The sequence below is a fragment of the Enterobacter sp. R-1.6.2 genome (genome assembly GCF_035064085.1).
GTDB classification, from domain to species: Bacteria; Pseudomonadota; Gammaproteobacteria; order Enterobacterales; family Enterobacteriaceae; genus Enterobacter; species Enterobacter asburiae_B.
In genome coordinates, this window is record NZ_JASEYI010000016.1 from 32493 (window position 1) to 51575 (window position 19083).

A 19083-nucleotide genomic window follows, 5' to 3' on the forward strand; every position below is an offset into this window, starting at 1 on the left:
TTCTTCAACCTGCCAGTTCTCTCAGCCAGCCGATAAAGGCGTCTATTTTCGGCCACTGTCGGCCAGAGAGCGTCGAGATATAGTAGTGCTGATGGCATTTCAGGGTCTTTTCACCAAACGGGGCGATAAGCTCGCCCCGTTCGAGCCGTTTCTGCACCAGCCGCTTTCTGCCCATCGCGACGCCGACGTGGTTGATGGCCGCAATAATCGCTAAATCGGAACGATCGAAACCAATACCCGACGATGGCGGCATATTCACCGCAAAATGTTGCGCCCAGCTCAGCCACTCATCCGTACCGGAATCGTTGCTCCAGGCCTGACGGTCGTGCAGCAGCGTGCAGTGGCTAAGGTTATCGGGGTTTTTCAGCAGCTCATGCTCGCGGGCATACTGCGGCGAGCAGACGGGCAAAATCTCCTCGTCCATCAGGAAGTGATGAGAGAGATGGTTTGGCGGCGTATCGTCGAAATAGAGCGCCAGATCGACGCCCGTTCGCTGCATATTAACGTAATCATTGCCGGTCAGGATGGTGAGTGAAATCGACGGGTAGCGGCGGGTAAAGTCCCCCAGCATGGGCACCAGCCAGCACTGGGCGATCGACGGGCGGGAGTAGACCGTCAGCGTGCCGGAGAGCGCCTGGTTTTTGATATCCAGGATCTCCTGATTCAGGGTATCGAGGGACGATTTTAGCGTCCAGTAAACGCGCTTTCCCTCCTGCGTCAGCTCGACTTTCCGGTGCGAGCGGACGAACAGCTGTATGCCCAGCTCCTCTTCCAGCAGGTTGATGCGGTGGCTCACCGCGCTTGGGCTGAGCGACAGCTCCTCCGCCGCCAGGGCGAAAGACTCATGCCGGGCGGCCACTTCAAAGGTGTACATTTTCGACAGCTGCCAGCCGTTTAACAGGCGGTTTCTGGCTTCATTCGCATCGGTCATCACAATTCTCACGCGGGTTTTCTGCGCTCAGCATACCGCTCAAGGGTGAATTTATGTGAACCTAATACGCATTAAGTGCGCTTTTTAGACCGAAGTCACTCAGTTGATCCAATCTGGCTCACCTGAACGCCAATTTATATCGTTTGTCAGCCCACGCCGTTTTTTCGTCCAATACCCACAGATGACATAAGGGTGAGGTGAGATATGGGATCTCAGGTCTGGGTTGTGGCAACGCTGCTGGTCAGCATTGTGTTAATTGTTTTAACCATCGTTAAGCTGAAGTTTCACCCGTTCCTCGCGCTGCTGCTGGCGAGCTTTTTCGTCGGCGCGATGATGGGGATGAGCCCGCTGGATATGGTGAATGCCATTGAGAGCGGAATTGGCGGTACGCTGGGCTTCCTGGCGGCGGTGATTGGTCTGGGCACCATTCTCGGCAAGATGATGGAAGTCTCCGGCGCGGCAGAGCGCATCGGGATCGCGTTGCAGCGCTGCCGCTGGCTGTCGGCGGACGTGATTATGGTGCTGGTGGGCCTTATCTGCGGGATCACGCTGTTCGTGGAAGTGGGTGTGGTACTGCTGATCCCGCTGGCGTTTTCCATCGCCAAAAAGACCAACACGTCGCTGCTCAAGCTGGCCATTCCGCTCTGTACCGCGCTGATGGCGGTGCACTGCGTGGTGCCGCCGCATCCGGCCGCGCTGTTTGTGACCAATAAATTAGGCGCGGACGTCGGAACGGTCATTGTCTACGGTTTGATGGTGGGCCTGATGGCCTCGTTGGTCGGCGGCCCGCTGTTCCTGAAACTGCTCGGCAACCGTCTGCCGTTTAAACCGGTTCCGACGGAATTTTCAGACCTGAAGGTGCGGGAAGAGCACACCCTGCCGTCGCTGGGCGCCACGCTGTTCACGGTGCTGCTGCCGATTGCCCTGATGCTGGTGAAAACCATTGCCGAGCTGAATATGGCAAAAGAAGGCACGCTGTATACGCTGCTGGAGTTTATCGGCAACCCGATCACCGCCATGTTTATCGCCGTGTTTGTCGCCTACTACCTGCTGGGGATACGCCAGCATATGGGCATGGGCACGATGCTGACGCACACCGAGCACGGCTTCGGCTCTATCGCCAACATTTTGCTGATTATCGGCGCGGGCGGCGCGTTTAACGCCATCCTGAAAACCAGCGGGCTGGCGGACTCGCTGGCGCATATTCTCTCGAACCTGCACATGCACCCTATCCTGCTCGCCTGGCTGGTGGCGCTGGTGCTGCATGCCGCCGTAGGCTCCGCGACGGTGGCGATGATGGGCGCCACGGCGATCGTCGCGCCGATGCTGCCGCTCTATCCAAACGTGAGCCCGGAGATCATCACCATTGCCATAGGTTCTGGCGCCATTGGCTGCACGATCGTGACCGATTCCCTCTTCTGGCTGGTGAAGCAATACTGCGGCGCGACCCTGAATGAGACCTTCAAATACTATACGACGGCGACGTTTATCGCCTCGGTACTTGCACTTGGCGGCACATTCCTGCTTTCCTTCATTATCTGAGCGCGAAGAGACGTATTATGGAAAACGCAACTATCACTACTTTAACCGCACAGTTTCCTCTGGTTGAGGATCTGATCGCCCTGAAAGAAACTACCTGGCTTAACCCGCGCACCACGACGCTTGCAGAAGGGTTGCCCTATGTCGGGCTGACCAAAGCCGACGTGGACGACGCGCACGCGCGCCTCAACCGCTTCGCGCCGTATCTGGCGAAAGCCTTCCCGGAAACGGCGGTAACGGGCGGGATTATCGAATCCGAGCTGGTCGCGATCCCGGCGATGCAAAAGCGGCTGGAGAGAGAATCTGGTAAGCCTATTCCCGGCACGCTGCTGCTGAAAAAAGACAGCCATCTGCCGATTTCCGGCTCGATTAAAGCGCGCGGCGGCATCTATGAGGTGCTGACCCATGCGGAAAAACTGGCGCTGGAAGCCGGGTTGCTGAGCATCGACGACGACTACAGCATTCTGCTGGAGCCACGCTTTAAGGACTTCTTCAGCCAGTACAGCATTGCGGTAGGCTCAACCGGCAACCTCGGGATGTCCATCGGCATTATGAGCGCACGCATCGGCTTTAAGGTGACGGTGCATATGTCCGCCGACGCCCGCGAGTGGAAGAAAGCCAAACTGCGCAGCCACGGCGTCATCGTCGTGGAATATGAGCAGGATTACGGCGTGGCGGTGGAGCAGGGACGAAAAGCGGCGGAAAGCGATCCGAACTGTTTCTTCATTGACGATGAAAACTCCCGCACCCTTTTCCTGGGCTACGCCGTTGCAGGTGAGCGCCTTAAGGCGCAGTTTGCCGAACAGGGCCGCGTGGTGGATGCGGACCATCCTCTGTACGTTTACCTGCCGTGCGGCGTTGGCGGCGGCCCCGGCGGCGTGGCGTTTGGCCTGAAGCTGGCCTTTGGCGATAACGTCCACTGCTTCTTCGCGGAGCCAACGCACTCCCCGTGCATGCTGCTGGGCGTCTACAGCGGCCTGCACGATGAGATCGCGGTGCAGGATCTGGGCATTGATAACGTGACGGCGGCGGACGGGCTGGCGGTAGGACGCGCCTCCGGCTTCGTGGGCCGCGCGATGGAACGCCTGCTCGACGGGTTCTACACCCTTTCCGACCAGAGCATGTACGACATGCTCGGCTGGCTGGCGCAGGAGGAAGGGATCCGCCTGGAGCCGTCGGCGCTGGCGGGGATGGCCGGGCCGGTGCGGGTTCATTCGCATACCAACGTTACCCACCTGGTGTGGGCAACCGGCGGCGGAATGGTGCCGGAAGACGAGATGGCGAAGTATTTAGCAAAAGGCCGTTAATCGTAGGCCCGGTAAGGCGTAGCCGCCACCGGGCTTACAGGCTCAAAATTTGCTGAATATGGGTTACTGCAAACAGCAGCGACAGGGAGAGAACAGCGAGCGCGATCAGGAACTTATCCCGCACCGCTTTCGGCTGCACAAAGTCGTTCTGCGCCACGTCCATCAGGTTACGGCTGCGGGTATAGCGCCATAAAACGATCGCCACCAGCACCAGCGCAACAATTGAAATCCAGAATGGCACCCCCGTGCGGTGCCAGTTGTGCTTAATCGCCAGGGCAATCAGCGCGCCATACCCCAGCAGCGTACGCAGCCAGGCCAGCGACGTCCGCTCCGGCTGCAGGCCGGGGTCCGCTTCGCGCCGCGCTTTGCGGCTATCCGCCATAGAACACCAGCACCATCACCACGCCCGCCACCGTCAGCAGAATCGTGCTGACGATCAGCAGCCCGCGCGTATAGGGCAAATCCTGCTTCAGGCGCATCGCCTTCTCATTGCGCAGCCAGCGCAGGTAGCCGTAAATCGCCAGCACGCCCGCGCACAGGCACAGCAGCAGCGCCAGCACTTCGCGAATCAGCGGCGTGGCGAAATCGGGCGCGAGCTGGTCGAGGCCGACGCCGGCGGCAAGAAAGCCCAGCGCGGTACGGATCCACGCTAAAAAAGTGCGTTCATTAGCCAGAGAGAAGCGGTAGTCCGGCGCTTCGCCGAGGCGGGAAATTTTCATGAGGGTTCCTTGTCGTGCTCCAGGCAGGCTTCAGCATAGCGTAAATCGACAAGGACAAGGAGACCGGCATCGGGCGATGCCGGTCAGGACGATTAGTGCAGCGCTGGCCAGAAGTCCTTATTGGCCTCGATCAGGTCATCCAGAATCGCTTTCGCGACGGACGCGCTCGGCACGGTTTTCGACAGGGTGATCGCCTGCCAGAGTTTCTGGTACGAGCGCTGCTCCCAGGCATCCACCACCAGTTTTTCCACCGCCACCTGCTGGCTCATCAGCCCTTTCTGGAAGTGTGGAATATCGCCCACCGTAAGCGGCTCTGGGCCGTTATGGCCTACCAGGCAAGGGATCTCCACCATCGCGTCGGCATCAAAGTTATGGATGGCCCCGTTGTTTGGCACAATCAGCAGCATCCGCTCCTGGGTGTTGAAGGCAATCGCCGTCGCCAGATCGACGATGTACGACGCATGTTCGTCGATTTCCAGCTCACCGGCGGCGGAGTGACCGGCTTCAATAATCGCCCGGCAGGCGCTGAACACGTGCTTCTCACGGTGATCCATGACCTCATTGGCGCGGGTGCGTTCCGGGTTGGAGTGCGCGACCACGTAGTCCGGGAACAGGTAATACTTCAGGTAGGTGTTTGGCATGGTATCCGGATCCAGCGCCTGCACGTCTCTGGCTTTAGCAAAGGTATCGTTCCAGCTCGCTTCGGTATGCGCATCTTCCGAAGGCGGCACGTAGCCGTTTTTCGCCACGTATTCGCGCAGTTTCGGCATTAGATCGTTGCCGTTCAGATCTTCTATCGACGTCCACCAGCCGAAGTGGTTCAGGCCGTAGTAGCGCACGCGCATCTCTTTGCGGTCCTTCAGGCCGACAATCTGCGCCATCCGCCCTTCAATGCCGATCGGCATATCGCAGATGTTGAGGATTTTGGCGTTCGGACGCAGGCGGCGCGTGGCTTCCGCGACAATCGCCGCCGGGTTGGAATAGTTCAGCATCCACGCGTTCGGGGAGTACTGCTGCATATAATCCACCAGCTCCAGCACGCCGCCGATAGAGCGCATGCCGTAGGAGATGCCGCCCGGTCCGCAGGTTTCCTGGCCCAGCACGCCGTGGCGCAGCGGGATTTTTTCATCTTTTTCACGCATCGGGTATTTGCCCACGCGGATATGCGCCATCACAAAATCCACATCGGTAAACGCCGCTTTAGGATCGGTGGTGTAGCTGAATTCAATCTCCGGCGCCTGCTCCCTGAGGATGATTTTGCACGCTTCGGCGATGGTCTCCTGACGTGCGCCGTCGTTGTCATAGAACTTCAGCGCGCGCAGCGGGAAACGGTCACGGTTGGCTAACAGCATCAGGACGATACCAGGCGTAAAGGTGCTGCCGCCGCCTGCAATAACAACTGAGAATTTTTTCATGATATAGCCTCTGTCAGGGTGGTTTGTTCATTTGTTAAAGGGGTTTTCATTAGCGATTCCAGCTGGTCGCGCACCTGAGGAACGTGCAGGCCGACAATCACCTGAATGCCGTTGCCGCGCCGCACCACGCCGTGGGCGCCGAGGGCTTTGAAGACGTCATCGCTTTGCGTGTTCGCCATATCCACCAGCGCAATACGCAAGCGGGTGGCGCAGTTGTTGATGCTTTCGACGTTAGCCGCGCCGCCGAGCGCCTGTAAGAACCCGGCGGCCTGCCCGACCTGCTGGCTGGCCGCTGCCGGGGCGGTGGTTTGCCCCCGCGCCGCCTTATAGTCGGCCTTGCTGTAGAGTTTGATTTCGCTCTCTTCCCGGCCCGGCGTTTTCAGGTTCAGACGTTCGATCAGCGTTTTGAAGACCACGAAGTAAATTCCGGTGAAGCAGATGCCGATGCCAATCTGGGTGAATACCGTCGAGGCGTGGTTATGGAACATCGGGATCCAGTTTTGCGGCAGGAACTGGTCCAGCAGGCCGCCGCCCATGTTCCCGACCACACCGAAGGCGTACATCACCGTTGCCATAGTCGCCGCCAGCACCGCGTGCACGGCAAACAGCAGCGGCGAGATAAACAGGAAGGTGAATTCGAGGGGTTCAGTAATGCCCACCAGCACGGCGGTGAGCGTGGCAGGCACCAGCAGCCCCGCCACCTTGACGCGGTTTTCCGGCGACGCGGTATACCAGATCGCCAGCGCAATCCCGACCGAGCCAAACACTTTTGAGTTGCCGTGCAGCGCGAATCCGCCTTCCGGGAAGAGGGTTTTCAGCGGCAGGGTGCTCTGGCTGAATTCCTGCAGGTGCTGCGCCCAGTAGACCTGAATGCCGCCTTCTACCGCCGCCGGGCCGAAGATGAACGGACCGTAGACGAAGTGGTGCAATCCGGTTGGGATCAGAATGCGTTCCAGGAAGGTATACACCCACACGCCCAGCGCACCGGCGGAGCGCAGAAACGCCTGCAGGGACTCAATGCCCATCTGCACTTTCGGCCAGCCCAGCAGCGTCAGCCAGGCGCAGGGGATCATGACGAAGAACGCGAGGATAACGACAAACGAGCTGCCCTGGAAAATCCCCAGAAACACCGGCAGCGGCTTGTCGAAATAGCGGTTGTGGATGGCGGTGACGATGCCTGAGATCACAATGGCACCGATGATGCTGGTATCGAGCGTTTTGATCCCGGCAATCATCGCCAGCCCGCTTCCGGCCGTCGGTTCGGCGGAGAAATCGACGCCAAAGAAGTGGCCCCAGGTCATCCCCATCGCGTTAATGAAGTAGTTCCAGGTCAGGAAGCTAATCAGCACCGCCAGACAGGCGCGGCCCTGCGCCTGCTTCGCCAGGCCAATCGGTAAGCCGACGGCAAAAATCAGCGGCATATTGCGAAACACCGCCCAGCCGCCCTCTTCAATGATGTGAACAATCTGCGCGAAAAGATGATCGGGGGCCGTTAAGGCTTCGCCGACAAACAGCGGGTTGCGAAGCATGATGGCGATTCCCACCACGATCCCGGCGAACGGAAACAGCAACACCGGGGTAAACATGGCACCGCCAAAACGTTGTATTTGACTGAGCATTTTTAAATCCTCATGAAACAACCTGTAGGGGTAGAGGCCTTTATGGTTTTTTGCTGGCCTGAGGTGAGCATAAGAAGTTACTGATGCGCGAACATGGCGTGCCGCTGCGATTCGTGATCGCATTCATGGTTTTATTTTGACCAATCAGGTCTACTTTTTGACGTAAATATGGACATGTCAGAACGCAATCCACGCCCTGATAACGGCAGAGAGGTCTACTGGTGATCTACAAATCCATTGCTGACAGATTGCGGCTGCGGCTGAATTCGTCGGACTACAACGTCGGCAGCCCGCTGCCCGGCGAAAAAGCGCTGGCGCAGGAGTTCGGCGTGGCGCGAATGACCATCCGCAAGGCGCTGGATCTGCTGGTGAGCTGGGGGCTGGTTGAGCGGCGGCACGGCAGCGGAACCTTTGTCTCACGCAAAGACGTTCACCACGAAACCACCAACCTGACCGGGCTGGTGGAGGTGCTGCGTCAACAGGGAAAAGAGGTGCAGAGTAAGGTCTTACAGTTTGAAGTGATGCCCGCCCCGCCCGCCATCGCCAGCCAGCTGCGGATTCAGGTGGATGAACGGATCTACTTTTCCCGGCGGGTGCGCTACGTGGACGGGAAGCCGCTGATGCTGGAGGACAGCTTTATGCCGGTGAAGCTGTTCCGCAATCTGTCGCTGGCGCATCTTGAGGGGTCTAAGTTTGATTACATCGAGAAGGAGTGCGGGATCACCATCAGCGGCAACTACGAGAGCCTGACGCCGGTGCTGGCAGATAAAACGCTGGCCGGTTATATGAACCTGCCGGAACAGACGCCGCTGCTGCGAATTACCTCTCTCCTACAGCGACAGCGGCGAGTTCCTCAATTATTCCGTGATGTTCCGAAATACCAGTGATTACCAGGTGGACTACCATCTGCGGCGCATCCACCCGGATGACCTGCTAGCTCATCCCCCAGAACAGCACCGCCAGTAGCTGCGGGGTGATGATGCGCAGGAACATCACCAGCGGATAGACGGTGGCATAGGAGAGCGCGGCCGCACCGCTGGTGGCGTGCAGGTTGTTGGCAAAAGCCAGCGCGGGCGGATCGGTCATGGAGCCCGCCAGCATCCCGCACAGCGTCAGGTAGTTCATTTTGGCGAACATACGCGCCAGTATTCCCACCGTCAGCAGCGGGATCGCCGTGATAAAGATGCCGTATCCAACCCAGCTCATCCCTTCGCCCTTGACCAGGGTATCGACAAAATCCCCTCCGGATTTCAGGCCGACCACCGCCAGGAACAGCACGATGCCCAGCTCGCGCAGCGCCAGGTTGGCGCTCGGCGGCATAAACCAGTAGAGCTTGCCGATACAGCCGATACGCCCGAGGATCAGCGCCATAATCAGCGGCCCGCCCGCCAGGCCCAGCTTGAGCGCCACCGGGAAGCCCGGCACGTACACAGGAATAGAACCGAGCAGCACGCCAAGCCCGATACCGATAAACACCGGCAGCATCTGCACCTGCTGCAGCTTTTGCTGGGCGTTACCCACCATATCCGCCACGGCGTCGATGGACGACGGGCGCCCGACCAGGTTGAGGATATCCCCGAACTGCAGGCTGGCCTCCGGGCTGGCGACCAGTTCAACACCCGCACGGTTAAGGCGAGAGATCACCACGTCATAGCGCTCTTTTACCTGCAGATCGCGTATTTTCTTGCCAAGAACGTGTTCGTTAGTCACCACAACACGTTCCACGCGCATATCGGTGCCGCGGGTTGAGAGCGAGGTATCCACTTCCTGGCCAATCACCAGCCGCGCGTTGTTTAAATCTCCGGGCTGGCCGACCAGGTGCAGCAGATCGCCCTGCCGAATGACGGTGCCGGGCGCGGGCACCATCAGCATATCGTCACGCTTGAGGCGGGAGCAGATGATATTGGCGCTGTTGAGGATCGGCACGTCCTGAATCGCCATATTGTTCAGGTTGGGGTTATCGACCCGAATGTTGATGGTTTTAATTGGCATATGGCCGTTGGTGAGCGTGGTTTCGTGGTCCTTCGCCTCTTTGTCAACGTTAATGCGAAACAGGACGCGTACCAGCCACATGGAAAGCAGAATGCCGCAAATCCCAAACGGGTAGGCCATGGCGTAGCTCATCCCCATCTGGTCGACGATGCCGGGTTCGATGCCCAAATCGCGCAGGATTTGCTGCCCGGCACCGAGCGCAGGCGTGTTGGTAACCGCCCCGGAGAAAATGCCCAGCACCACGGGGAGCGGGATATCGAAGATTTTGTGCAGAATTGCGGTGACCAGCCCGCCCATTACCACTATACCGAGGGCAAACAGGTTGAGCCGTAATCCGGAGACCCGAAGTGAGGCGAAAAAGCCCGGTCCCACCTGAATACCGATGGTATAAACGAAGAGGATCAGGCCGAACTCCTGAGTAAAGTGGAGCATTTCGGCGCTGAGGACCAGCCCGAGCTTGTCGGCGAAGTGCCCGACAAAAATGCCGCCAAACAGTACCCCGCCTATCCCAAACCCGACGCCACGGATTTTGATATTACCTATCCACAGGCCAACAACAGCGACCAGGGCCAACACGCTGACGGTTAACGCGATATCACTCATGACCCACTTCCTTAGCATAACCTTAGTTATGCTAAGGATTCTCTCAGAGCCGGAGGCGGTTGTATGGGTGATGGCGCACAAAAAAGCCCTGCCGGGGCAGGGCTTTATCTTTTCACCCTCTCCCTACAGGAGAGGGCCGGGGTGATGGCATCAGCCCGCACGCTATTAGCTATTCAACGCAGGCCGCTCGCTAATGGCGATACGCTGCGGCGCGATGGCTTCCGGCACGTTGCGGATCAGGTCGATATGCAGCAGACCGTTGGTAAACGTTGCGCCGGACACTTCCATATGGTCTGCCAGGGTAAAGCTCAGGCTAAACGGCTGATTAACCAGCCCCTGATGCAGCCATTTGGTCTCGGTCTCTTGTTTTTCCGGCGTACCTTTCACGGTCAGGCGAGTGCCTTCAAGCTGGATGTCCAGATCGTCCTGGCGGAAACCGGCAAGCGCAAGGGTGATGCGATAGTGGTTATCGTCGCTTTTTTCGATGTTGTACGGCGGAAACGTCTGTTGCTCGGTGGTGCTTTGCAGGGCGTTAGCCAGTTTGTCAAAACCAATCCACTGACGCAGCAGAGGGGATAAATCATAGTTACGCATACTAAATCTCCTTCTGAGAAGCGAGTTCGGCACAGTCTAATTTTGTGCGCAGTTGTTCCTGCAAATCCTGATGGATTCGCATATGCTCCCGTTACGGCAAGCAAGTCTGGGTGGGCCGCTTACGCGACCCGCGTAATTAGTTAATTTCGATACGACGCGGTTTTTTCTCTTCCGGAATCACACGTTCCAGTTCGATAAACAGCAGGCCGTTAACCAGGTTCGCGCCTTTAACGTGAATGTTCTCGGCTAACTGGAACTTGCGTTCAAAGTTGCGCTCGGCGATGCCCTGATAAAGGTAGGTACGTTCTTTCTGCTCGGCCGTATGGGAACCTTTCACCACCAGCAGGTTGTCCTGCGCGGTGATCTCCAGTTCGTTTTCTGCAAAACCGGCGACGGCAATGGCGATGCGGTAGTGGTTTTCGTCAACCAGCTCAACATTGTATGGAGGGTAGCCGTTGCTCTGGCTTTGGTTATTTTCTAAATGGTTAAACAGGCGGTCAAAACCAATTGCAGAACGGTATAGCGGAGAAAGATCGAAGTTACGCATAAATAAAACTCCTGAAATCAGCGAGAAATTGTAGCCTTCCACCATGGACAGGCCTTTGCGCCCCCGAACACCCATCAGGCGAGTTCGTTATCGGGCCACATTCTTAAAATGGGTCTGCAATCGGGCTTTTCAAGAACGACAGCTGCACTTTTTTTTGCACTTTCCTGCATCTCGCTTAGACTGGGACAACAGCACAAAGGGTTAAATTGCGATGGCTGCCACAGTGCGGGGTTATCGGGCTATCCATTTTGGATAAGGCTCGCTATAACCCTGAGTTGCAGGTCTATGCAGTGCCATTAACGATGACTGAGTGATGATGAAAAATGTTCTGATAAAGCTGACGACGTTCAGCGGGGTAGTTTTACTTTGCGGGTGTTCGAGCGTGATGTCTCACACCGGCGGTAAAGAAGGAACATATCCGGGGACGCGCGCCAGCGCGGCGATGCTCTCCGATGACGATACAAACTGGGGCACCAAATCCCTGGTTATCCTGGATATGCCGTTTACGGCCGTGGCGGATACGCTTCTGCTGCCGTGGGATATGTTTCGTAAGGACAACTCCGTACGCTCGCGGGTAGAGAAAAGCGAGCAGGAAAATCTGGCGACAAACGCCGTCATCCCGCCCGCTGACATGCCTCCACGCTAGTACTGCGCGGTTTCCGTTACCCAAAGCTGACGGAAACCGGCTGTCTCCTCCATCCACGCAATAACGCGCCCGTCCGGGGAAAACACGACCGCATCAGCAGACGGTGGGTTGCCATGATCGGACGTCAAAAACGTCACCTCTCCGGTCCGTGCGTCGCAGCAGGCGATCCGATTTTCGAGCACAAACCCCAGACTGTCGCCCGCAGGATGCCAGTTAAATGCTGACTGAATATCGCTCCCGGTACGCGTCAACTGGCGCGGCTCGCCGCCCGCAGGAGAGATCAGCCACAGCTGCACAATTCCGTTATCATCCCGCATCAGAAACGCAATCTGCGTCCCCTGCGGGTTGCTGCGAACCCAGTGACGCGGCACGTTCACCAGGCCCGGGTACGCCCTCTGATGCGTAAAGGTCAAACGACGCTGGTTCACACCCGCAGGCGGCGCTGGCAGGGTCTCCGTCGTGCCCTGTAGCGGCGCATCGCCCGCACGCTTCCAGCCCTGCTCGTCTTCCGGCAAATTTACGATAAACAGTTCGGGTACTTTTTCGCCCTGCGCGGAGAGGGTATCGCCGATAAACGCCAGCCTGTCGTTGCCCACCCAGCCCTCTTCGTAAGCGCGGTTGATTTCATCGCTGCCCGGCCGTAGGTTGGGCGTGGTGCGGCTAACCAGCACGCTCCAGAAGGTTCCCGGATATTCACGCGGATGATTCCCCTGCGGGTTCACCGGGCCGAAAGGCGCAGCCACGCCGACGTTGCGTAAATCGAGTTTAGGATCGCGCTCGTGCAGGACATGGTCGTTATAGGTAAAGCTGACAAGCTGCCCGTTCGGGCTGAAGACATGGACGTGGCTACCCCCGCGCAGCGCGCCTGCGGTGTAAGGCGCGGTGATATCCATCGCGTCCAGGTTGCTCACCTGACCGTTTTGCGCAATCACTCCCTGGCGATGATGAAAATCGTAATGCCAGTCGGCATCCGGGTTTTTCGGGCCGTGGATAAAGACATATTTATCTTCTGCAGGATGAACGGTCACCACGCCGACATGCGCGCCGTCAGTGGCGCGATAAACCACCTCTACCTCACCCGTAGCGACGTTGACCCGCTCGATGGTTTCACCGGTGAACGACGCACCGGACGGGCGCACGTCGTAGACCAGCCACTGGCTGTCCGACGTCCAGGTATTAATGTTGGTCAGCTGGTGGTTGCGCGAAGCGAAGGTGATTTGTTTCATGAGGATACCCTGATGCACGGTGAGTGCATCAGGGTAAAACATCCGCAGGGATTAGCCTACTCGTTTCACATCACCCACCAGCAGGATGTAGGAGAGTGCCCCGATCAGCGCCACGGCAGAAATATAAACCAGCGCCGGGCCGAAGCCGTAGTCCTGCGCCAGGTAGCCGATGACCAGCGGTACGGTGATCCCGCCCAGCCCGCCGACAAAGTTGAACACGCCGCCGGTCAGGCCAATCAGCCGCATCGGCGCAAGGGACGACACCAGCGACCAGGTGATAGAGGCGAAACCGTTACCGAAGAACGCCACCGCCATCAGGGTCATAATCCACACCGGATCGTTGGTGTAGTTGGCACCCATGATGCAGGTAGAGATCAGCAAGCCGCAGATGATCGGCGTTTTACGCGCCACGCCCAGCGAGTAGCCTTTTTTCACCAGCTTATCGGCCAGCCAGCCGGAGAGCAGCACGCCGAAGAACGCCGCGAGAAACGGCACGGTGGTCATAAAGCCCGCCTTCAGCGCCGTGATCCCTTTCTCCTGGGTCAGGTAGTTCGGGAACCAGGTGAGGAAGAACCACAGCGTGGAGGTCACCGCGAACTGGCCCAGATAAACACCCACCAGCTTACGATGGAAGACCAGCTTCCAGTCCGCTTTGGTCAGCGGCTGGCGCGCCTCTTTTTTCACCGGTGCATCGCCGTCCACCAGGCCACCGCCGTCACGGATGTAGTCCAGCTCGGCTTTGGTGATGCTTTTGGTCAGACGCGGCGGCTGGTAAACCTTGAACCAGATTAGCGACCAGATAATGCCAATCCCACCCGTGACGATGAATACCCAGTGCCAGCTCAGCAGCTCCTGGATCCAGATCAACAGCGGCGTCAGAAACGCCAGGCCAACGAACTGTCCGGAGGTGTAAAAGCCGACGGCTGACGCACGCTCGTGTTCCGGGAACCAGCTGGTCACCATGCGGTTGTTGGTGGGAAACGCGGGCGCTTCGAAAATACCGGTGATGGCGCGCAGGCCAATCAGCGACATCAGCCCGGTCGCGAAGCCCTGGAACAGGGTCGCCACGGACCAGCCGAAAATGGCGATAAAGTAGGTCAAACGTGAGCCCACGCGGTCAAGGAACCAGCCGCCCGGTATCTGACATAACGTATACAGCCAGGCAAACGCCGAGAAGACGTAGCCCATTTCCGCTTTGGTGATGCCAAACTCTGCCTGAATATGGGCCGATGCCACGGCAAGGTTGGCGCGGTCGACATAGCAAATGACCACGGTAATAAAGATCATGATTAGCGTCAGGTAGCGGCGACGCCCGGTTTTTGCAGCAGTAACTGGAATATCCATCGCAATCTGTCTCCAGATTTTGGGCATAGCGAAGCCGCTCACCATGCCCTGTAATTTACAGAGGGTGTATTTGGTTTTTTTAATTAATAACGTAAACAGAATGCGCTAAATAATTCGTGCTGGGGGAAGGCGGCAAGTTTTCTTACCCCGGGAGCATACAAAAGTATGTGACCGGGGTAAGAAAACGCAGCCAACGCATCACCAGCGCGAAGTATGACGCGCATTTACCATTCGGCTACGCTGCCGTCCTCATGACGCCACAGCGGGTTACGCCAGTCCGGCGCACACTTACTCAGTTCAATGACTTTGGCTTCGTCTATTTCCACGCCAAGGCCCGGCTTCGTTAACGGTTTAAAGAAACCGCCTTCCATGCAGAAGTCTTCTTTATTTTTCACAAAATCGAGCAGTTCCGCGCCCTTGTTATAGTGAATCCCCATGCTCTGTTCCTGGAACACCGCATTGCGGGAGACAAAGTCAACGTGCAGACAGGCAGCCAGCGCGATCGGGCCGAGCGGGCAGTGCGGTGCCAGCGCTACATCGTAAGCTTCGGCCATCCCGGCAATTTTGTAGCATTCGGTGATGCCGCCCGCGTGAGAGAGGTCCGGCTGCAGAATGGCAATGCCGCCCGCTTCGAGCACGCGTTTAAACTCGAAGCGCGAAAACATACGTTCACCCGCCGCGATAGGAACGTGGGTCTGTTCAGCCAGTTTCGGGTAGTACTCGGCCTGCTCGGCCAGCACCGGCTCTTCGATAAACAGCGGGCGATACGGCTCCAGCTCTTTAATTAGCACTTTGGCCATCGGCGCGCTGACGCGGCCGTGGAAATCCAGGCCAAACTCAATCTCGTTGCCGAAGGCTTCACGGATTTGCGCCACGGTATTGACCGCCCGGTCTACCGCGCGCGAGTTGTCGATAATACCCATCTCTTCGCAGCCGTTGAGCTTGAAAGTGTCGAAGCCGATGTTGCGCAGCTGCGTGATGCCATCAATCACTTCCGCAGGACGGTCGCCGCCGACCCAGCTGTAGGCTTTGATTTTGTCGCGCACCAGGCCGCCCATCAATTGCCAGACCGGCGCGTTCAGCACTTTGCCTTTGATATCCCACAGCGCCTGGTCGATGCCGGCGATGGCGCTCATCAGGATCGGCCCCCCGCGGTAGAAGCCCGCACGGTACATCACCTGCCAAAGGTCGTTAATGCGCGCCGGATCCTGACCAATCAGGTATTCCCCCAGCTCATGCACTGCCGCTTCTACGGTACGCGCCCGCCCTTCAATCACCGGTTCGCCCCAGCCCACAACCCCTTCATCGGTTTCGATTTTCAGGAACATCCAGCGCGGGGGTAAACGGTACGTGGTGAGTTTGGTTATTTTCATTTCACTGCCTCTCGATACGCTTTCACAAATGCTGCCGCCTGCTGTGCGGTACGCTCCACGGACTGTCCGGCACGATAAAGATCGCTGCCCAGCCCCGTGCCCACACAGCCAGCGCTGATCCACTGGCCCAGGTTTTCTGGCGTTACGCCGCCCACGGCAAAGACCGGCACGCTGGCGGGCAATACCGCTTTCAGCGCTTTGATGTAGTCCGGACCAAAAGCCGATGACGGGAAAATTTTGAGCGACTGTGCGCCTGCATCGAGGGCAGTAAAGGCTTCCGTAGCGGTAGCGCAGCCCGGGCAGACGGTCATGCCGTGCCCCACCGCGCGGCGGATCACCTCAGGCTGAATGTTGGGCGTGACGATAAGCTTGCAGCCCATTTTCGCCAGTTCATCCACCTGCTCAGACCGTAACACTGTGCCTGCGCCAATCAGCGCCCTATCGCCGAAGGCCTCCACCACGGCCGGAATGCTTTTTTCCCACTCCGGAGAGTTAAGCGGGATTTCCACCGCGTCGAACCCGGCGTCGATAACCGCGCCGACGTGGGCTAACACCTCATCGGGCGTGATGCCGCGCAAAATCGCGATAAGGGGAAGATCAGTTTGCCACTGCATGAGCGATGCTCCTTATTCCTGCCTGAAATGCCGTGTCGCCGGATAGCGTTGAAACGTTACGCCCAACGGCGCGAAACGCCTGCTCGTAGCGCGACGTCAGCGATGCGCCTGCGACAATGGTGATGGCCTGCTCGTGCGCGATGAAATCACGCATGCTGGCGACCTCAGCGCCAATCAGCAGGCCGGAAAGAAACTCGCTGACCTGCTCGCGCGGGAGATTTCCCAGCACGTGCGAGGCGCGAACTTCAAAAAGGTGCGGCAAAACATCAGGAGAAGCGATCCCACGTTCAAGCCCGGCAGCAAACGCCTCTGCCGAGGCTTCCTGCTCAGGCAAACCGGCCCCGACCAGCGAATGGTTGAGCAGCAAATGGTGCAGCTCGCCGGTCATCACGGTGCGAAAGTCGTGGATTTGCTCAGCGTCAGCCTGGACCCACTTGCAGTGTGTTCCGGGCATGACGTAGACAGAAGAAGGAGAAAGCGTGCGCGCGCCAAGCAGCTGCGTCTCTTCGCCGCGCATCACGTTGTGGTTATCGTCGCGAGAGACACACAGGCCGGGAATAATCCAGATATTGTCGCCAACGGACGTTAACTGCTCGCCAATAGAGGAGAAATGGGCGGGAACAGGCAGATATGGCGCGACTTTCCAGCCTACGTTACTGCCTACCATTCCCGCCATTACCACCGGCGTGGCGCTATCGCGCCAGTGTTGTGTGACCTCTGCTAACACCGCCTCGGGGGACTTACCCTTCAGGCGCGTCACGCCTGCTTCCGATTGCCTGCTCTCCAGGCACTGCTCACCCTGGTACAGCCAGGCGCGCAGATTGGTCGATCCCCAGTCAATTGCGATGTAGCGAGATGTCATGTGATTTCCTTCAGCCTTCGTGTCGAGCTGGCAATCATAGTAAGTGCCGCCTGCTCTGCCGCATCGCCGTCCTGATGCCGTATCGCATCGAACAGCGCTTTATGTTCCTGGAGCGTTTTCGGCATGTTGGCCTCATCGCCCATCCAGGTACGTTCAAATACTGCTCGCTGTAGCGAGCTGATCGCCACGCTAAGCTGCTGTAATACCGGGTTATGCACCGACTGCAGCACCGCTTCGTGGTAGCGAATGTCCGCCTCGTTAAACGCCTCCCGGTTCTGGTTATTGGCGATCATGTCGTTTAAAGCCGACTCGATCTGGGCCAAATCGCCGGAAGTTGCGCGTTCCGCCGCCCAGCGGGCGATGGCCGGTTCAACCAGGTTTCGGACTTCGCTCATCGCGCCGATAAGCCGCGGGTCGTAGTCGTTTTCCAGCACCCACTGCAGCACGTCGGTATCGAGGTAGTTCCACTGGTTACGCGGGGCAACAAACGCGCCGCGATAGCGCTTCATTTCAATCAGCCGCTTCGCCATCAGCGAGCGGAATACTTCCCGGATGATGTTGCGCGAGGTTTCAAACTCCTCACACAGTTCTGCCTCTGCCGGCAGCGGCGAACCAGGAACGTATTTGCCACCCACAATTTGGGTGCCCAGCGTAATGACAATGCGATCGGTTTTATTGAGAGTCATGGAGAGTCCTTGTGCTCTGTATGTCCATCACTACTTTACCGCGACCGCTGAATTTCACCTCACTTTTGCAGTACAAACGTGAGGGAGTTCGTCTTTGCCATGGCTGTAATGTAGTACAATCATTTAATGTTGTACTACAATCAAGATCACAAAAAGAACAATTCAATAAATTCAGCGCAAAAAAAAGCCCCGGTTGATAACCGAGGCCGATGATTAAAAATAAGCGTTACTGCAGCACAAACTTCTCGATCGCGTAAGCAACGCCGTCTTCCAGGTTGGATTTGGTCACGAAGTTGGCCACTTCTTTCACGGATGGAATGGCGTTATCCATCGCCACGCCCATACCGGCGAATTCGATCATCGCGATGTCATTTTCCTGGTCGCCCAGCGCCATGATCTCTTCCTGTTTAATGCCCAGCGCATCGGCCAGCGATTTGACACCGGTGCCTTTATTGACGCGTTTATCGAGGATTTCGAGGAAGTACGCCGCACTTTTCAGCACGGTGTACTTCTCTTTTACCTCCGCCGGAATGCGCGCAATCGCTTTATCCAGGATCTCCGGCTCATCGATCATCATCACTTTCAGGAACTGCGTCGCCGGGTCCATTTTCTCCGCTTCACAGAACACCAGCGGAATGGTCGCAACGTAGGATTCATGTACCGTGTAGTAGCTGATATCGCGGTTGGCGGTATAGAGCGTATTGCGATCGAGCGCGTGGAAGTGGGAACCCACTTCACGGGACAGTTTTTCCAGGAACAGATAGTCTTCGTAGCTCAGCGCGGTTTGCGCAACCGTACTGCCATCTGCGGCTTTCTGCACCAGCGCGCCGTTATAGGTGATGCAGTAGTCGCCCGGCTGATTCATGTGCAGCTCTTTCAGGTAGCTGTGTACGCCCGCATACGGACGCCCCGTGGTCAGGACCACATTCACGCCCTTAGCGCGCGCCGCGGCGATCGCGTTTTTAACGGCTGGAGAGATGGTGTGGTCTGGCAGCAGCAGCGTGCCGTCCATGTCGATTGCAATGAGTTTGATAGCCATGAGTTCCCCGGAATAAATGAGTGCTGC

18 protein-coding genes, 1 pseudogene and 1 other annotated feature are annotated in these 19083 nt (G+C 57.8%); of the genes and pseudogenes, 4 read left to right on the plus strand and 15 right to left on the minus strand.

The window, feature by feature from the left end; genetic code table 11:
* Nucleotides 1-4: 4 nt before the first annotated feature.
* Nucleotides 5-931 carry a DNA-binding transcriptional regulator DsdC gene (gene dsdC / locus QMN93_RS17125; RefSeq protein ID WP_069303447.1) on the minus strand — a complete coding sequence of 309 codons (927 nt, stop codon included), beginning with the start codon at nt 929-931 and terminating at the stop codon, nt 5-7.
* 204 nt (nt 932-1135) lie between these two features.
* Between dsdC and dsdX the strand changes: the two genes are divergently transcribed.
* Nucleotides 1136-2473, plus strand: a complete 1338-nt coding sequence (gene dsdX / locus QMN93_RS17130) for a D-serine transporter DsdX (protein ID WP_182382850.1) — start codon at nt 1136-1138, stop codon at nt 2471-2473.
* A gap of 17 nt (nt 2474-2490) precedes the next feature.
* A complete protein-coding gene (gene dsdA, locus QMN93_RS17135) occupies nt 2491-3777 on the plus strand; it encodes a D-serine ammonia-lyase (RefSeq protein ID WP_182382851.1) in 1287 nt (428 codons plus the stop codon).
* A 34-nt stretch (nt 3778-3811) separates the two neighbouring features.
* On the opposite strand, the gene QMN93_RS17140 is transcribed toward dsdA, so the two are convergent.
* The 4 genes from QMN93_RS17140 to QMN93_RS17155 all read right to left on the minus strand — a co-directional run bounded on the left by QMN93_RS17140 (nt 3812) and on the right by QMN93_RS17155 (nt 7530).
* Entirely contained in the window at nt 3812-4159 is a 348-nt protein-coding gene (locus QMN93_RS17140) for a DUF202 domain-containing protein (RefSeq protein ID WP_182382852.1), read from the minus strand.
* Complete coding sequence (locus QMN93_RS17145; RefSeq protein ID WP_039260367.1) at nt 4149-4496, minus strand: YidH family protein; 348 nt, start codon at nt 4494-4496, stop codon at nt 4149-4151. Before QMN93_RS17145 ends, QMN93_RS17140 begins: the two co-directional genes overlap by 11 nt.
* A gap of 92 nt (nt 4497-4588) precedes the next feature.
* On the minus strand, nt 4589-5911 hold the full coding sequence (locus QMN93_RS17150; RefSeq protein WP_182382853.1) for a 6-phospho-alpha-glucosidase: 1323 nt from the start codon (nt 5909-5911) through the stop codon (nt 4589-4591).
* Complete coding sequence (locus QMN93_RS17155) at nt 5908-7530, minus strand: alpha-glucoside-specific PTS transporter subunit IIBC (RefSeq protein WP_182382854.1); 1623 nt, start codon at nt 7528-7530, stop codon at nt 5908-5910. The genes QMN93_RS17150 and QMN93_RS17155 overlap by 4 nt, the downstream gene beginning before the upstream one ends.
* Before the next feature lie 221 nt (nt 7531-7751).
* Here QMN93_RS17155 and QMN93_RS17160 point away from each other — a divergent pair.
* Nucleotides 7752-8496 (plus strand): annotated as a pseudogene (locus QMN93_RS17160) (GntR family transcriptional regulator).
* Here QMN93_RS17160 and QMN93_RS17165 read toward each other — a convergent pair.
* The 3 genes from QMN93_RS17165 to ibpA form a co-directional block, all read right to left on the minus strand.
* Nucleotides 8464-10125: a putative transporter gene (locus tag QMN93_RS17165; RefSeq protein WP_039260365.1), complete on the minus strand. Its 1662-nt coding sequence runs from the start codon at nt 10123-10125 to the stop codon at nt 8464-8466. The pseudogene QMN93_RS17160 and the gene QMN93_RS17165 sit on opposite strands and share 33 nt — an antisense overlap.
* A gap of 165 nt (nt 10126-10290) precedes the next feature.
* On the minus strand, nt 10291-10719 hold the full coding sequence (ibpB, locus tag QMN93_RS17170; protein ID WP_032662053.1) for a small heat shock chaperone IbpB: 429 nt from the start codon (nt 10717-10719) through the stop codon (nt 10291-10293).
* 136 nt (nt 10720-10855) lie between these two features.
* The gene (ibpA, locus tag QMN93_RS17175; protein ID WP_008500162.1) at nt 10856-11266 is read right to left on the minus strand and encodes a small heat shock chaperone IbpA; all 411 of its coding nucleotides are present in this window, start codon (nt 11264-11266) and stop codon (nt 10856-10858) included.
* Nucleotides 11260-11331: a sequence feature (ROSE (Repression Of Heat Shock gene Expression) occurs in the 5'-region of heat shock genes and acts as an RNA thermometer to modulate expression.), on the minus strand. (Overlaps the previous gene by 7 nt.)
* Before the next feature lie 248 nt (nt 11332-11579).
* Here ibpA and QMN93_RS17180 point away from each other — a divergent pair.
* Nucleotides 11580-11912: a YceK/YidQ family lipoprotein gene (locus QMN93_RS17180; RefSeq protein WP_039260364.1), complete on the plus strand. Its 333-nt coding sequence runs from the start codon at nt 11580-11582 to the stop codon at nt 11910-11912.
* Here the strand turns inward: QMN93_RS17180 and QMN93_RS17185 are convergent.
* The 7 genes from QMN93_RS17185 to yidA all read right to left on the minus strand — a co-directional run bounded on the left by QMN93_RS17185 (nt 11909) and on the right by yidA (nt 19056).
* Nucleotides 11909-13138: a DUF3748 domain-containing protein gene (locus tag QMN93_RS17185; protein WP_073001911.1), complete on the minus strand. Its 1230-nt coding sequence runs from the start codon at nt 13136-13138 to the stop codon at nt 11909-11911. The genes QMN93_RS17180 and QMN93_RS17185 overlap by 4 nt on opposite strands.
* Before the next feature lie 51 nt (nt 13139-13189).
* Complete coding sequence (locus QMN93_RS17190) at nt 13190-14527, minus strand: MFS transporter (RefSeq protein WP_081273721.1); 1338 nt, start codon at nt 14525-14527, stop codon at nt 13190-13192.
* Nucleotides 14528-14706: 179 nt separating this feature from the next.
* Entirely contained in the window at nt 14707-15855 is a 1149-nt protein-coding gene (gene dgoD, locus QMN93_RS17195; protein WP_064673027.1) for a galactonate dehydratase, read from the minus strand.
* Nucleotides 15852-16469, minus strand: a complete 618-nt coding sequence (locus QMN93_RS17200) for a 2-dehydro-3-deoxy-6-phosphogalactonate aldolase (RefSeq protein ID WP_323619865.1) — start codon at nt 16467-16469, stop codon at nt 15852-15854. Before QMN93_RS17200 ends, dgoD begins: the two co-directional genes overlap by 4 nt.
* On the minus strand, nt 16453-17331 hold the full coding sequence (locus QMN93_RS17205) for a 2-dehydro-3-deoxygalactonokinase (RefSeq protein ID WP_064673025.1): 879 nt from the start codon (nt 17329-17331) through the stop codon (nt 16453-16455). Before QMN93_RS17205 ends, QMN93_RS17200 begins: the two co-directional genes overlap by 17 nt.
* The gene (gene dgoR / locus QMN93_RS17210) at nt 17328-18017 is read right to left on the minus strand and encodes a D-galactonate utilization transcriptional regulator DgoR (RefSeq protein ID WP_003861109.1); all 690 of its coding nucleotides are present in this window, start codon (nt 18015-18017) and stop codon (nt 17328-17330) included. The genes QMN93_RS17205 and dgoR overlap by 4 nt, the downstream gene beginning before the upstream one ends.
* Nucleotides 18018-18243: 226 nt before the next feature.
* On the minus strand, nt 18244-19056 hold the full coding sequence (yidA, locus tag QMN93_RS17215) for a sugar-phosphatase (protein ID WP_193140280.1): 813 nt from the start codon (nt 19054-19056) through the stop codon (nt 18244-18246).
* Nucleotides 19057-19083: the final 27 nt, after the last annotated feature.

Coding starts and splice junctions, on each gene's coding strand:
- dsdC (WP_069303447.1), bottom strand. CDS start 931: ATGACCGATGCGAATGAAGCCAGAAACCGCCTGTTAAACGGCTGGCAG.
- ibpA (WP_008500162.1), bottom strand. CDS start 11,266: ATGCGTAACTTCGATCTTTCTCCGCTATACCGTTCTGCAATTGGTTTT.
- dsdX (WP_182382850.1), top strand. CDS start 1,136: ATGGGATCTCAGGTCTGGGTTGTGGCAACGCTGCTGGTCAGCATTGTG.
- dsdA (WP_182382851.1), top strand. CDS start 2,491: ATGGAAAACGCAACTATCACTACTTTAACCGCACAGTTTCCTCTGGTT.
- QMN93_RS17165 (WP_039260365.1), bottom strand. CDS start 10,125: ATGAGTGATATCGCGTTAACCGTCAGCGTGTTGGCCCTGGTCGCTGTT.
- QMN93_RS17150 (WP_182382853.1), bottom strand. CDS start 5,911: ATGAAAAAATTCTCAGTTGTTATTGCAGGCGGCGGCAGCACCTTTACG.
- QMN93_RS17145 (WP_039260367.1), bottom strand. CDS start 4,496: ATGAAAATTTCCCGCCTCGGCGAAGCGCCGGACTACCGCTTCTCTCTG.
- QMN93_RS17180 (WP_039260364.1), top strand. CDS start 11,580: ATGATGAAAAATGTTCTGATAAAGCTGACGACGTTCAGCGGGGTAGTT.
- QMN93_RS17200 (WP_323619865.1), bottom strand. CDS start 16,469: ATGCAGTGGCAAACTGATCTTCCCCTTATCGCGATTTTGCGCGGCATC.
- QMN93_RS17155 (WP_182382854.1), bottom strand. CDS start 7,530: ATGCTCAGTCAAATACAACGTTTTGGCGGTGCCATGTTTACCCCGGTG.
- dgoD (WP_064673027.1), bottom strand. CDS start 15,855: ATGAAAATAACCAAACTCACCACGTACCGTTTACCCCCGCGCTGGATG.
- yidA (WP_193140280.1), bottom strand. CDS start 19,056: ATGGCTATCAAACTCATTGCAATCGACATGGACGGCACGCTGCTGCTG.
- QMN93_RS17205 (WP_064673025.1), bottom strand. CDS start 17,331: ATGACATCTCGCTACATCGCAATTGACTGGGGATCGACCAATCTGCGC.
- ibpB (WP_032662053.1), bottom strand. CDS start 10,719: ATGCGTAACTATGATTTATCCCCTCTGCTGCGTCAGTGGATTGGTTTT.
- QMN93_RS17190 (WP_081273721.1), bottom strand. CDS start 14,527: ATGGTGAGCGGCTTCGCTATGCCCAAAATCTGGAGACAGATTGCGATG.
- dgoR (WP_003861109.1), bottom strand. CDS start 18,017: ATGACTCTCAATAAAACCGATCGCATTGTCATTACGCTGGGCACCCAA.
- QMN93_RS17185 (WP_073001911.1), bottom strand. CDS start 13,138: ATGAAACAAATCACCTTCGCTTCGCGCAACCACCAGCTGACCAACATT.
- QMN93_RS17140 (WP_182382852.1), bottom strand. CDS start 4,159: ATGGCGGATAGCCGCAAAGCGCGGCGCGAAGCGGACCCCGGCCTGCAG.